13 protein-coding genes are annotated in these 14,050 nt (G+C 63.4%); 7 read left to right on the top strand and 6 right to left on the bottom strand.

Annotated features, from left to right (window positions below; translation table 11 throughout):
• From ACY693_RS06030 to ACY693_RS06005, 6 genes are all read right to left on the bottom strand, one after another.
• Window positions 1-898 (bottom strand): DUF4857 domain-containing protein (locus ACY693_RS06030; RefSeq protein WP_462320928.1); only part of this gene is annotated, 898 nt, incomplete at its 3' end.
• Between the two features lie 6 nt (window positions 899-904).
• The gene (locus ACY693_RS06025) at window positions 905-1,573 is read right to left on the bottom strand and encodes a hypothetical protein (protein ID WP_462320927.1); all 669 of its coding nucleotides are present in this window, start codon (window positions 1,571-1,573) and stop codon (window positions 905-907) included.
• Window positions 1,574-1,604: 31 nt separating this feature from the next.
• Window positions 1,605-2,489, bottom strand: coding sequence for an ABC transporter ATP-binding protein (locus tag ACY693_RS06020; protein ID WP_462320926.1), 885 nt, complete (start codon window positions 2,487-2,489; stop codon window positions 1,605-1,607).
• Window positions 2,490-2,555: 66 nt separating this feature from the next.
• Window positions 2,556-2,894, bottom strand: a complete 339-nt coding sequence (locus ACY693_RS06015; protein WP_462320925.1) for a hypothetical protein — start codon at window positions 2,892-2,894, stop codon at window positions 2,556-2,558.
• A gap of 81 nt (window positions 2,895-2,975) precedes the next feature.
• Complete coding sequence (feoB, locus tag ACY693_RS06010; RefSeq protein WP_462320924.1) at window positions 2,976-5,495, bottom strand: ferrous iron transport protein B; 2,520 nt, start codon at window positions 5,493-5,495, stop codon at window positions 2,976-2,978.
• Window positions 5,492-5,758: a FeoA family protein gene (locus tag ACY693_RS06005; RefSeq protein ID WP_462320923.1), complete on the bottom strand. Its 267-nt coding sequence runs from the start codon at window positions 5,756-5,758 to the stop codon at window positions 5,492-5,494. Before ACY693_RS06005 ends, feoB begins: the two co-directional genes overlap by 4 nt.
• 204 nt (window positions 5,759-5,962) lie before the next feature.
• On the opposite strand from ACY693_RS06005, the gene ACY693_RS06000 reads away from it, so the two are divergent.
• The 7 genes from ACY693_RS06000 to ACY693_RS05970 form a co-directional block, all read left to right on the top strand.
• Window positions 5,963-6,331: a hypothetical protein gene (locus ACY693_RS06000; RefSeq protein WP_462320922.1), complete on the top strand. Its 369-nt coding sequence runs from the start codon at window positions 5,963-5,965 to the stop codon at window positions 6,329-6,331.
• Window positions 6,332-6,450: 119 nt separating this feature from the next.
• Window positions 6,451-7,242, top strand: a complete 792-nt coding sequence (locus ACY693_RS05995) for a DUF4198 domain-containing protein (protein ID WP_462320921.1) — start codon at window positions 6,451-6,453, stop codon at window positions 7,240-7,242.
• Window positions 7,205-7,555, top strand: a complete 351-nt coding sequence (locus tag ACY693_RS05990; RefSeq protein ID WP_462320920.1) for a DUF433 domain-containing protein — start codon at window positions 7,205-7,207, stop codon at window positions 7,553-7,555. The genes ACY693_RS05995 and ACY693_RS05990 overlap by 38 nt, the downstream gene beginning before the upstream one ends.
• A 47-nt stretch (window positions 7,556-7,602) precedes the next feature.
• On the top strand, window positions 7,603-9,909 hold the full coding sequence (locus ACY693_RS05985) for a heavy metal translocating P-type ATPase (protein WP_462320919.1): 2,307 nt from the start codon (window positions 7,603-7,605) through the stop codon (window positions 9,907-9,909).
• A 163-nt stretch (window positions 9,910-10,072) separates the two neighbouring features.
• The gene (locus tag ACY693_RS05980; RefSeq protein WP_462320918.1) at window positions 10,073-12,331 is read left to right on the top strand and encodes a TonB-dependent receptor plug domain-containing protein; all 2,259 of its coding nucleotides are present in this window, start codon (window positions 10,073-10,075) and stop codon (window positions 12,329-12,331) included.
• A 78-nt stretch (window positions 12,332-12,409) separates the two neighbouring features.
• Window positions 12,410-12,883: a hypothetical protein gene (locus ACY693_RS05975; RefSeq protein ID WP_462320917.1), complete on the top strand. Its 474-nt coding sequence runs from the start codon at window positions 12,410-12,412 to the stop codon at window positions 12,881-12,883.
• A gap of 287 nt (window positions 12,884-13,170) precedes the next feature.
• The coding region (locus ACY693_RS05970; RefSeq protein ID WP_462320916.1) for an HD-GYP domain-containing protein at window positions 13,171-14,050 on the top strand (880 nt) is incomplete at its 3' end.

The raw sequence follows: 14,050 nt of genomic DNA, 5'->3' as shown, positions 1-14,050 counted from the left end.
TGCGATAGAGCGGATTGAACAGGATCTTCAGCTCCATCGTCTCCGGATCGTAGCCCGGCAGCACGAGCGGGATCAGCCCGACCGCGGTGCGTCGATCCTCATCCTGAGCGAGCAGGAAGAGCCGATCATCCTCGCTCAGGATCAAACCGAGATAGTCGCCGCGCTTGTTCTCGGCCACCTTCAGATGACGCACCGCGAGGCCCTCGGGCAGCGGCACCGGCGTCACCTCTGGCAAACCATCGACGCGGCGAAGCTGGAACAGATCACCCGTGCGATCCAGCCGGAAATACCCGGCATCGAACGCCTTGAGGATCGAGACCCGGCCGAAGCTGGCCTGCACCGGCCAGCCGAATCCGGCCTCGCTCAGTGCCTCAGTGAAGCGCGCGGTCAGCTCGGGGTCGATGCGGTTCGCATCGCTGTTGATGAAGGTCAGCCGCTCACCGGGACGCATGATGTCCTCCGGGAAGCGCAGCCGCGCCCGGCCGGGATTGGCCTCGAGCAGCGGAAACAGCTGGATGCGCGGCGCGTGGCCCGGTAGCTCGAGCGGCTCGAGCTCGAGCACCTGACGCTCGGCCTGGATCTGCGCCTTGTCGAACGTCTGCCCCGCCAGCCTCAGCGGCAATCTCCCCCACAGCTCCATGTTCTTGTAGTAGATGAACGGGATCAGGGTCTCGAAGGTCTCGCGGTCGTAATCGGTGCCGTCCTGGTCGCGGTAGATGAACTGATGGCCCTCGCCGAGCAGCTCCTTGTAGACGAAGCGCTCGATCACCGAGCTGTAGAACAGGTCGGTCTTGCCGTAGCGGTACTCGAACAGCAGGCCCTTGAGCAGCGGCCACCAGACCGCGAGCAGGAAGACGGTCAGCAATAGCAAGGACCAGCGGGCGAGACGAGCCGTCACGATGATTCAGCTCCGGTGGCGATAGCGGTGCGCGGGCAGGATCACCGCCGGGACGAACAGCAGCGCGATCGCGATCAGCACCGGCAGCACCTGATCGTACTCCTGATAACCGCGGTGCTGGAACAGCAAGGCGAGAAAGGCCGCGCTCAGCCCGAGATAGATCAGGCGGCGCGGTGCCGCCGGCTCCAGCAATGCCAAGGTCGCGCCGAAATAGCCGATCCAGCCGCCGAGCAGCCAGGGCACGGCCGTGAGCACGGCGCTGACAGCTGCCTCATGCGGAAACCAGCGGCCGACGATCCAATACAGCGCCAGTGCATCGAGCAGTGCCAGCACCGCCCCCATCAGCGCGCCGAAGGCGACCCAGCTCCAGACCAGCAGGTCGCCGCGCAGCGGCAGGTGCAATGACAACCGAAAGCGCCCGCCGATCATCTCCGGGCCGAACTGCGCGGCGGCGATCAGCACGCCGGTGATCAGCGGCAGAGACTGGACCGGCTCGTACAGCAGCCGGCGCAATTCGAACGCCCAGTACCAGATCATCTCCGAGTGCTCGACCCGAAACTGGTGCCGCATCGCGAGGTAGAGGTAGACCAGCGTCCCGATATGCAGCACCGCCAGGCCCAGCCAGACCCAGCGGACCTTGAGCCACTCTTTTAGGAAGATTGCAGACACCATCATGGCCAATACCCCTTCGCGGAACGTCCCGTTCTCAGTACTTCCCGGTCAGGCCGATGAACGCATCCTCGAGCGTCAGCGGCTGCTCGTCGCCGAGCCGGATCTGCGGCCAGTGCGTCTCGAGGTGCGCCGCAAGCTGCTCGGACTCCGCGAAGGTGTAGAGACAGGGCAAGCGCCCGTGCAGGTCGACGTTCTCGATCACCCCGTCGGCCCGCGGCGGCGCGTCGCCGTCGATCTGGAAACCGAAGCAGCGGAACCTGCGGCGGAAATCGGCCAGCGGCAGTTGCTTCAACGCGCCGCCCCGCTGCAGGAAGATCACGTCATCGACCAGCGCTTCCATATCCTGAACCACATGCGAGGTAACGAACACGGTCTTGCCGCCCTGTTCCAAGAAGTGCCGCAGATAATCCAGGAATAGCCGTCGATAGCCCGCATCGAGCCCCATCGAATAGTCGTCGAGGATCATCAGGTCCGGGTCCTGGGCGAAGATCAGCCCAAGCACCACCTGCGAGCGCTGGCCGCAGGACATGTTGCCGATCTTGTGGTCATGCGACAGCCCGAGGCGATCGACCAGATCGTAGTACAGCTCGCGCCGCCAGCGCGGATAGAATGGCCGATAGAAGCGCTCGATCTGCGCGATGCTCATGAAGTCGTAGGCCAGATGGCCCTCGAACAACAGCCCGATGCGCGCCCGCGTCGCCGGGGAGAGCGCATGCGACGGCTCGCCGAGCACCCGGCACTGCCCGGCGCTCGGCCGCAGGAAGCCCATCAACAGCCGGATCAGGGTGGTCTTGCCGACCCCGTTCTTGCCGAGCAAGGCGACGACCTTACCCTCCGGAACCGCGAAGCTCAGGTCCTGATAGAGGAAGCGTCGGCCGTAACGATGCGCGAGGTGCTCGACCCGAATCGCTGCGCTCATCTCGCTGCCGTCAGCTCCCTGCCTTGATATTGGGCCTTCATCTTAGGCCTTCATCTCGGGCCTTCATCAGGAGCGCTTGCGGATGGCATCGACCGGGACGCAGGTTGTCGCAGGCCCCTGGTCTTCAGACTTGGCAATGGAGCGGCTGACCGCGCAGCCGCCATCACCGCCTTTGGCACAGCCCCCGCACGCGCTGCGCTTACGCCAGAACTGTCGGTAGAGGTACCAAAGTGCCAGGCCCAGGATCAGCGCGATGATCCCGGCGTCGACCAGGGTCAAGGGCGGCGAGGTCTGGACCAGCGCCTCGGCGTCCCGCCCAGGCTCTGCCTGAGCCACTAGGCTCTCTGGCAGGCTCTCTGGCTTCGCTGGTTGTGCTTCTTGCGCATCTTGGTCGGGCTCGGCCATGTCTCATCACCTCTGCGTTCAGATCCAGATGGCGTGGCGGACTCGCCACCCCGCGCTTCACCTCTTGGCCAGGCGAGGTCCCTAACCTGGCGATAACCGCTGCCGCAGCAGCCGGCTCGCCTTGCGGTCACTGAGCAGACCGACGATCAGCAGCAGCAAGAAGGCGCCCCAATAGACCGCCGACATGGCCTCGATGCCGCTGGCGCCAACCGCCATGCCAATACTGTAGACGGCACTCGCCACCGTCAGACCGAGGATGGTCGGAAAGATGATCGAGAAGGCCATCCACTTGTAGGAGCCGGTCTGCATCTTGACCATGATGGTGGTGGCTAGGCAGGGCGGATACAGGGCAAAGAACAGGATCATCGACACCGCCAGCAATGCGGTTGCACCCGCCTCGCGGGTCTCCTGCCCCATGCGCTCCTCAAGGGTCTGGTTCTCGTCATCGCCTTGCTGGAACAGCACGCCGAGCGTGGCGACGCTGCTCTCACGCGCGGCAAAGGACGCCAGCAGCGCGACATTGATCTTCCAATCGAAGCCAGCGAACTGGGTGATGGGCTCCATGCTGCGGCCGATGGAGCCGAGGATCGAGTGCGTGATGCGCTCCTCGCGCATCTGCAGACGCAGCTTCTGCCGATCGCGTGCGAGCGTGCGCAACGCGCGGTTTGCCTGTTTCGCGTCCCGATCGCCACCCCGCGTCACCAGCGGAAGGAAGTCCGGATTGCGCGCCTGGAACTTCTCGGTGACTCGCTGCGAGCCCGCCGCACCCGATGCGTTCAGCTTGGCGCGCTTGTAGTCGGTGTAATAGTTGATCAGCGGCACCAGGTTGGCACCGGTAGCGATCTCGCGATAGGGATTGTCGGCCATGGCCTGATCGAAGCGCTCGATGGCTGCCTCGGCCTCCTGCTGGAAGTGTGCCTTGCGCTCCTCCGGCAGCCCCGGCAGGTGCAGCAGCACGAACACCACCACGGCAACGGCCAACACCACGGTGCCGACCTTCTTGATGTACTGCCAGGTGCGCTCGATCGCACGACGCGCAACGCCGTTGAAGGTCGGGAGATGGTAGTGCGGCAATTCCATCACGAACGGCGAGGTCTCATGACCACTGAGCACGGTCTTGGTCAGCAGTTTGGACACGAGCAGCGCGAAGATGATGGTCATGGTCGAGATGTAGAACATCATCAGCGACTTGTGCTCGACGAAGAAGATCCCGAGCAGCAGCGTGTAGAGTGGCACCTTGGCCAGGCAATTCATGAACGGCACGGTGAAGATGGTCGCCATGCGCGCGCGATTGTCGGGGATGCCCTTGGTCGCCATCACCCCGGGTACCGCGCAGCCGCCGGCGAAGACCCCGCCGAGGATCAGCGGCAGGGTGCTCTGTCCGTGCAGCCCGAAGCGATGCAACACCTTATCGAGGATGAAGGCGATGCGGGCCATGTAACCCGAATCCTCAACGATGGCGATGCAGGCGAAGAGGATGATGAAGATCGGCACATAGTTGAGCAGGGTGTTGGCCGAATCGACCAGCCATAGCCCGAGTGAGCGCACATAGGGATCGACCAGGAAGTGCGCGCTCGGCAGCACCCCGGCGATCAGCTCACGTCCCTTGGCCAGGAACGGCCAGGTGTAGTTGGTCAGCTCGTAGCCCCAGACGATCGAGACCTGATAGATCGCGAACACCGTCAGCAGTAGGAACCCAGGTGCCAGCCAGCGATTCAGTATCACCCGGTCCACACGCTCGGTGAGGGTCGTGCGCGCCGTCTCGGTCCCGCTCAGGACCCCATTCAGTACGCGCTCGATAGCCCGGTCCCGACAGCCGACGACGTAATCGCTGATCTCCATGCCTTGGCGCTGCTCGAAGTCGGCGATCAAGGCCCCGACGGCCTCGCGCAGGGGCGTCGCGGCCGCTTCTCCGAGCCGCTCGACCAGGATGCCGACCGCTTGGCTATCGCCCTCGAGGAGCTCGATCGCGAGCCAGCGCTGGGGCAGATCGGCAATCGCCTTGAACGGTGCCAAGCGTTGTTGAACCTGGCTGATGATGGGCTCGAGCGACCCGTAATCGACGAGTACCGGCGGCGGTGTTGGGGTCTCGGCCTGTCGCGCCGCCTCGGCACGCACCGCCTCGCGCAGCGGCTCGCGGCCCTGCCCTTTACGCCCGACGGTGGCGACGACCGGTAGCTGCAACCGCTCGGACAGCAGCGCCTGATCGATCTGGATGCCGCGCCCCTCGGCCACATCCATCATGTTCAGCGCCAGCACCGAGGGCAGCTCCATCTCCAGGATCTGCAGCGTCAGATGCAAGGACCGACGAAGATTCGAGGCATCGACCACATTGACCGTCACGTCCGGTCGGTCACCGATTAGGAACTCGCGCGCCACCCGCTCCTCAAGCGAGAACGAGGTCAGGCTGTAGGTGCCCGGGAGATCCACGGTGTAGACGCTGCCGACCGCATCACGGTACTGGCCGTACTTCTTGTCGACGGTCACCCCCGGATAGTTGGCCACATGCTGCCGCGCCCCGGTCAATACGTTGAACAGGGTCGATTTGCCGGCGTTCTGCTGGCCTGCCAAGGCGACCAGGACCCCATCGCGTTTACTCATGATTCACTGTCCTCGCTGGTCACCTCGATGGTGATGGCTTCGCGACGTCTTAGGGTGATGCTCGAGGCATCGAGCTTGAGCTCGATCGGATCGTTCAGGGGTGCACTGCGCACCACCGTCACGACCACATTCGGCATCAGGCCGAGATCCAGCAACCGCTGGCGGACCGCACCCTCGGAATGATGACGATGGATGCGCACGCGCCCGCCGGGGCGAATGTCGTTCAGGGTTCGCGCGCCTCCGCGCTCGGGCATCTTGGGCATGGCTGACGATCTCAGGGGTCGTCCATCGATGGGCGACGCTTCGGATTTGGACTGATAGAACGCCCATCAGGCTTAGGCTCACCCTCTGGAAAACTAATGATAATCCAGACAGCAAAATAAACGCAAATGCGATCGTTTGTTATTTACATGCGGGAGAAACAGCGCTAGGCTTGCGGTGAAACGTCCAGACACGGAGATGACCCGATGACGCACTCGATCGCCTGCTCACTGACCCCCTCTCTCACCCGCAAGCCCTTCCTTGTCATCGCCTCGGCAGCCTCAGCACTCGCACTGACGCTTGCAACCGCGACCGCCTTTGCCCACACCCCGCTTTGCTCTTGCTACGACAACGGTGACGGCACCGTGCTCTGCGAAGGCGGTTTCTCCGATGGCGCCTCTGCCGCGGGTGTCGGTATTCGCGTCTTGGACGCGAACGATAACGTCGTGATCGAGGGCGAGATGAGCGAATACAGCGAGTTCGAGTTCGACAAGCCTGAGGGCGATTACACAGTCGTTTTCGACGCCGGTCCAGGTCACGACATCGAGATCGCCGGCAGCGATATCGTCGAGTAGAGCCAGGCATCGATCGCCAGACTGCTCGATCCACCAGCTTCATCCGCCGCCCTGAGGTCTTGCTCGGGGCGGATTGTCGTTCAACCCGCTCCCTCCAACCTGATAGGAGTCTCAACACGATGAAAAAGACCGCCTTGCTCACGGCCGCCACTGCCATGACCCTCGCCAGTACCGCCCAGGCGCACTTCCAATTGCTCTATACCCCCGAGGTGATGCTGGATAAGCCGGGCGACATCCCGCTGGCCCTGGTCTTCGGTCACCCGATGGAGAACAGCCACAGCATGGACATGGGCAAACCGGAGGAGTTCTTCGTCGTCTTCAAGGGCGAGAAAACCGACCTCACCGACACCCTAGAGGCGGTCGAATGGCAAGGGCCGGGCGACGAGCCTGCCGACGCCTACAAAGCCACCTACAAGATCAAGCGCAACGGCGACTACATCTTCGCCCTCGTGCCGGCGCCCTACATGGAGGGCGCTGAGGACATCTATATCCAGCAGATTACCAAGGCTATGGTCAATAAGGGCGCCATGCCGACCGGCTGGAATGAGCCGCTGGGCCTGGCTACCGAGATCGTGCCGATGAACAAGCCCTATCAGGTCTTCGCTGGCAGCACCTTCACCGGCCAGCTGCTCGCCGATGGTAAGCCGGCCCCTGGCGTCGAGTGCGAGATCGAGTACATCAACAGTGACATCGACCTGGAGGCCAACAGCTTCAGCAAGGAGACCAAGGGGCCGGTACCGAACAGTGCACTCGTCGCCATCACCGATGAGAACGGCATGTTCACCTTCGGCATCCCGAGTCCCGGCGTCTGGGGTTTCGCCTGCCTCGGTTCCGGACCAGACAAGGAGCACGAAGGCAAGGAGCTGTCGCAGGATGCCGTGCTCTGGATCAACGCCACCACCTTCGAGTAGGCGTACTCGGCGCTCAGCCAGGGATGGCTTGGCCGTTCGACACATGCGTTGGCCAGTTGAGGTCGTCTTGGACTCGGTGTCATCCGGCATGAGCACGGACGAGATCCTCTCTGACCCACCAAGACTGGAGCACGAGGACATCGTGTCCCTCTTCAGGACGACCGTCTTCTCGCGTCCGGCGAGCCTATCCGACGTGTTGCTTGATGCGGGTTCTTTGCGATGTTCATATTTCCTATCGACACGACCTCGAGTTATCGCGAGCAGGGATAACCCGTTCTCCACCACATCTCTGAGCATTATCAATGCAACTTAGATAAGAATTAGCAATCATTCTCATTTTTGTAGTGAGAGTGAGCCTTCATGATCCGCATCCGACACAGCATCCTCGGTCGCCTGCGCCTGAGCATCACGGACCTTCGCTACAACCAGTCGCTCGCTAATGAGCTCAGCGCCGCGCTCACGCAACTCGAAGGTGTCGTGCGGGTCCGGATCAACCCCGTCTGTGGCGCGCTGATCATCAACTGGCAGCGCGATCGGGCGCTAGGTAACGAGATCGTGGCAGTCCTGAGCACCCTCCTCAGCGAGCCGATCCCGTATGCGAGCCCCAGCTGGCGCCGTTGGCGGCACCAGGCGGTATTAAGCTCCGATGACAGCAATACAGACACAGACGCGATCGCGTGCCGCAGCTGCCGTCACGCGGGTCTCGATAACCGCTCGATGCGCCGCGCCCGCCGACCCTGGCTCTGGCGGCTGCTCGGCTTCGCCTTCCTGACCGGCTATCTCGGCTTCATCCTGGTGCGTGAATACCTGCTCAAGCGCCCCGTTGCCAGCGGCGCGCTGAGCCTCACCGGTGTGGTCGCGCTAGCCGCCGCCCTGCCCTTGCTGCGCGACGCCTGGCACGAGACGACCGTCGAGAAGCGCTTCACCCTTCATCAGTTCCTGGCCTTCTCGCTGCTGCTCGCGATCGGCTTTGGCGAGGCCGTGACCGCCTTCGAGATCATCTATGTGCTCGCCGGCGGTAGACTGCTGGAGCTGTTCGTCGCCGAGCGCTCGCGGCGTGCGATCCGCAACATGCTCGCGCTCTCGATCAAGGATGCCTGGGTGCTGGTCGATGGCAGCGAGCTGCGGGTTCCGGTTGCCGAGCTGACAGCAGGGGCGCTGGTGGTGATTCGCAGCGGCGAGAAGATCCCGGTCGATGGCTCTATCGAGGACGGCCAGGCCGAGGTCAGCGAGGCGGTCATCACCGGGCGCGCCGAGCCGGTCTGGAAGACGCTGGGCGATCGCGTCTATGCCGGCAGCTATCTCGAGCAAGGCGTGCTGCGGGTGCGCGCCGAATCGGTCGGCGAGCAGACCTATCTGGCGCGTATCGCCGCGCTGGTCGATGCGGCTCTGGATCAGAAGGCTCCCCTGCAGCGACGGGCCGACCTCCTGGCGGCGCGCCTGCTGACCCTCGGCACCCTGCTGACCGTCGCAACCTTCATCCTCACCCGCAGTCTGAGCCGGGCGTTCACCGTGATGTTAGTGATGTCCTGCCCCTGCTCGACCGTCCTCGCTGCCTCAACCGCGGTCAGCGCGGCGATCCACAGCGCCGCCCGGCGGCAGATCCTGATCAAGGGCGGCACCGCTTTGGAGCAGGTCGGTCAGGCCCGGATCTGGTGCTTTGACAAGACCGGCACCCTGACCACCGAGGAGCCGGAGGTCGCTGAGGTCGTCGCCGAGGACGAGCGGGCCTTGATGCACTGGGCCGGCTCGGCAGAATGGCACAATCCGCATGCGCTCGCGCATGCCATCGTCAGCCATGCCCAAGCACTCGGCGTCGCTCTGCAGCCCCACAGCGAGAGCGAGCATATCCTCGGCCACGGGGTCAAGGCAGAGGTTGACGGCTCGCAAGTGCTGCTTGGCAACGCCCGGCTGCTCGCCGAGCAAGGCATCGATCCAGACCCCTTCGCCGAGGCCGCCGAGCGCTTGCGCGCGCAAGGATTGACGCTGGTCTACGTTGCCCTCGAAGGCAAGCTACAAGGCCTGCTTGGCATTCGCCATCGGCTGCGGCCAGGTGCTGCCGAGGCTATCGCCCAGCTGCGCGCCGAAGGTGTCGAGCGCATCCTGCTGATCTCCGGAGATGAGCGCAGCGTCGCCGAAGGACTCAGCCGCGAGCTTGGGCTCGACGCCTGCTACGCCGAGCTGTTGCCCGAGGACAAGGCCGAGGTCGTGCGACGACTGCGTTGCGAGCATGAGACGAACCGGGCTGGCGGCGCCAATGGGGCCGGTGGTGGCGGCGGCATCGTCATGATCGGCGACGGTGTCAATGACGCGCTGGCCCTGTCCGAAGCCGATGTCGGCATCGCCATGGGCGCCGGCGGCTCCGAGGTGGCCATCGAGGTCGCCGACATCGCGTTAGCCGACAGCGATATCCAGAAGCTCGTAACCCTGCGCGAGCTCAGCAGCGCGACGCTGCGCAGAGCCGATCAGAACTATGCCCTCGCAGTGGGCACCGACCTGATCGGTATCGGCTTCGGAGCGCTCGGCCGACTCAGCGCAGCCATGGGTGGAATGATTCATATCCTGCACACCCTCGGCATCCTGGCCAATTCATCGCGCTTGCTCGCGTTCAAGCCGACAGCGTCCGCAGCGAGCAGCGGGCCCAAATCGCCGCCGGCACCGAGCTAAGTCTCGATGCCCTCGCGGCAATGCGCGGCTCGCCTTCCACCTCAGGCGAGTCGCGCCCCTTTCTTGAAGTCGTCCAGCCACCGGGTGCCCTCAGAGCATCGGCAGCCACGACGGGATCGACCCACTCGTCATCGCTGTACTTGACCGACTGAGGAGCTTGACCATGCCTGCATCCATACGGCCTCTCCACCATCAGTGCTGGACGCCGCTGCTCACCCTGCTCGTCATGACGAGCGCCTGCACCAGTGCCGCGCGCGCCGATGATCCCTACGCCGAGGGCTCCGTCGAGCTTGAGTCCGACATCAGTGCCGAGATCGTGCTGCCGCCGGTCTACGTCACCACGGCCACCCGCACCCGTGAGGACATCACGACCGCTCCGGCGCCGATCCAGCTGATCGACGAGGCCGAGGTGGAGGCGGCGCAGGCCACCACCCTGCGTGACATCCTTGATCTCGCGCCCAACCTCTATGTCAGCCCGAACGGTCGCACGCTGCAGATCCGCGGGCTCGGGCAATCCGACACGCTCTATCTTCTCGATGGCCGGCGCATCACCGGCGAGTTCAGCAATAGTTTCGAGCTCGAGCGCCTATCGGCGGCGATGATCGAGCGTATCGAGATCATTCGCGGCCCAGCCAGCGTGCTCTATGGCTCAGACGCCCTTGGTGGCGTGGTCAACATCATCACCAAGCAGCCGATTGATGGCTTCGAGGCCGATCTGGATGTGCAATACGGTGCCAATGACCATGGCCAGGCCGAACGCGCCATGATCGCCGGCAGTCTGCGCGGCGGTGATCAGACCTTCGGTTACAGCCTCTACGCCAACCATATCCAGCGCCAGCCGTATAGCGAACAGGAAAGGGCGGTCGTCGGGGTGCCGAGGGCCGGAGTCCTGATGCCGCCATCCAAATCTCCGAGCCCTCAGATTCGGCGCTCGTTGCCGGACAGCTACCAGACCAGCGTCGATTACCGTGATCAGGCGCGCGTCGATACCCTCGGCGGCCGTCTCGATTGGGAGGTCAACGACCAGATCGCCCTCGGTCTGGATGTGAACTATGTGCAAGAGTCGCGCGAGAACGATTTCATCAGCACGCGCTATCGGAGCAACTTCCGGCAGCCAGGCCAAGGGTCAGGTTCAGGTGTAGGCCAAGGCTCAGGTCAAGGGTTAGGCCAAGGTCAAGGTCAAGGCTCAGGCCAAGGTAAAGGCCAGCAGCAAAGTGGACCCATCATGGTGGCGAACGTGCCGGCGCGACAGGAGAACAACAACCACCGCATCGATGTGGCCGGCACCCTGGAGTGGTCACCGACCGAGCAGCTCGAATTCAGCTATCAGCTGCACTACGGCCATTACGACAAGGATCGCGAGATCCTCGCCATCCCCTATGCCGACCTCGGCTATGCGACCCGCGCCGACTCGGCCAGCTCGATCAACAAGACCACCATGACGCAGTGGGTCAACGACCTACTCGCGGTATGGAGACCGACGGATGAGCAGACCATGACGGCCGGGCTCGAGCACCGCGACAACGCAGTCGACTCAACCGCCTACGACGCCGACAATCGCCGCTTCAGCTCGGCCTTCCTCCAGCATCAGTGGCAGATCTCACCACGGTTGAACCTGGTCTATGGTGGCCGTTACGACGATGACTCGGTCGGCGGATCGAACCTCTCAGTGCAGGCCGGCGGCATCTATCGGATCGCACCGCTCGCGCGTCTTCGCGCCAACTATGCGCAGGGCTTCAAGGCACCAGACGATCGCGATCTCTATGTCGATCAGGTCAATCCGCGCGGCTTCCCGATGCTCGGGGCCTTGGTGATCGCGCCTGAGTTCGGCAAGACCAGCGCAGAGAATCTCGATCCCGAGAAGAGTGAGACGATCGAGGTCGGGCTCGCTGGCGAGAGCCCAACATTGGGCTATCAAGTCACGCTCTTTCACACGCGGGTCGAAGACCGCATCCAGATGGTCCGCGAGGGGCAAGGCCTGCAGAGCTACAACAGCTTCCGCAATGTTGGAGAGACGCGCATCCAAGGCGTGGAGGCCGAAGGATCGCTGCAGCTGACCGACAATCTCGGGGTCCGTGCCTCCGCCACGCACTTCTCGACCGAGAACAAAGACACCGATGATCCGTTGCTACTGACGCCGGAGACACTCGCCAACCTGACCCTCGACTTCAGCCCGACCCCCGACTGGCTGCTACAGCTCATCACCACCTACACAGGAGAGCAGCAGTACGCCAGCACCGAGGGCATCGAGACTGCAGCCGGCTATACCCTGGTCAACCTCAAAGCGAGCTACCAACCGCAGGCGATGGCTGGGCTCGAGCTCTACGCTGGCATCGACAACCTGCTCGACGAATCGGTCAACACCGGCATCGGCTCGAACCCAGGTCCCTTCGGGTATCTCGGTGTTCGCTACCGGTACTGAGCGCGATTCCAAACCACGACGGCCAAGCAGCGCCGTCGATCCTTCCCTGCAACCTCTCGATTGGAGGCATCTCGCACCATGCGTCTTCGTCTAACACCCCTGCTCGCACTCCCGCTGCTCCTGACCCTCGGCACAACTCAGGCCGAGCCTACGGCCAGTCCGGGGCCAGCGTCCAAGCGCCCAGGCTTCCTTGTCAGTGAACTGGTGACCATGCCTCATCCGATGCGCCTGATCCGCCAGGACCCGCAGCGCTTCGGGGTCAGTTCCGAGCAGATGGAGCGCCTGCGCAGCGAGATCATGGAGGTCTATCCAGCCCAGCTGCACCAACGCGTCCAAGCGGCTTGGTCACTGGAGCGCTCGATTCGGCATGCGGTGCTCGAAGAGGGCAAGGACAGTGCCGCGGTTGCGGACCAGATCGACGAGCTGGTGCGACTGAAGCGCGAGGCCACCGACATCCGCATCGAGGCCCTGAATCGATTCCGCGCCCTCCTCGAGCCCGAGCAATATCAAGCGGTAATGGCGGCGAGCGCCGAGCCATCAGGCTCTCGATGATGCCCTGAGGATTCTGTCTCTAACATCTCGCATCCCCGCCGCTGCACTCAGCGCAGCAGCGGGACCTTTGGTCTTCCTAGCCCGCAAACAGAACACGCAGCATGTTGAGGGAAGAGCGCTGGACACCCTTCGAGGCACAAATAATAATAAGAACTATTGTCTTTTTAGCGGATTCCTGGATACCTTCACAACCTTCTTGGCCTGCGCGAGATCGCGCCAGAACCCATCACCCTGTCTCGAGAAGACCGCTCAAGATGCGCTTGGAACGAGTCGACGAAGAGCCACGCATGTCAGATTCGATCGCACTCCAGGGACTCATCGATGTCCTGCTCGCCACGCTGGATGCCCGTGACCCTTACACCTATGAGCACTCGTTTCGGGTCGCGCTCTACGCGGAAATGATGGCCCAGGAGCTTGCACTACCGTCTGCGATCTGCGAACACATCCATGTGGCCGCGCTCCTGCACGACATTGGCAAGATCGCGATCTGCGATCGTGTGCTCAACCGAGCCGGCCGGCTCAACCGCGAGGACATGCTCGAGATCCAACGCCACCCCCGCATTGGCTGCAACATTCTCGGTCGCCTGCCGAGCTTTCAGGGCATCGCCACCATCGTGCTGCATCACCATGAGCGCTTTGACGGCAATGGCTATCCAGAGCAGCTCGCCGGCGAGGCGATTCCGCTGGAATCCCGGATCATCGCTGTGGCCGACAGCTTCGACGCCATGACCTCCAATCGGCCCTATCGCAAGGCAATGCCCCTCACGGCAGCAATCGACGAGGTCTCCCGCCACGCGGGAGAGCAGTTCGATCCAACCATTGCGGCAAGCCTGGCGCGACTTCGCAACGAGGTCGGTGAATACCTCCGTCGAAGTCAGGCGCCGATCAACGGCGGACATCATGCCTATGTCGGTCACGAGGATCTGATGCACTCGCGCATCGTGCACAGCGCTGGCTTCTTTGTCGAAGACGAGCAGCCCTCGCGCCACCCGGTGCCGAGCACGCTGTTCGGACGCGACTGGACCCGCAACCTTTACACCCGCTATCACGCCTTGCAGCACAAGGCGAATCGCAAGGGCATCCCGTTTCAATGGAAGCGCTTCGCCGATTTCCTGACTTCGCTCGCGGTCGTCGCTCCAGACGACTACCACCCGAGCACGCACCGTT

It is taken from the genome of Halochromatium sp. (assembly GCF_054919635.1).
The sequence above is the reverse complement of the archived record's forward strand: the minus strand, read 5'-3'. Positions and strand labels throughout refer to the sequence as shown.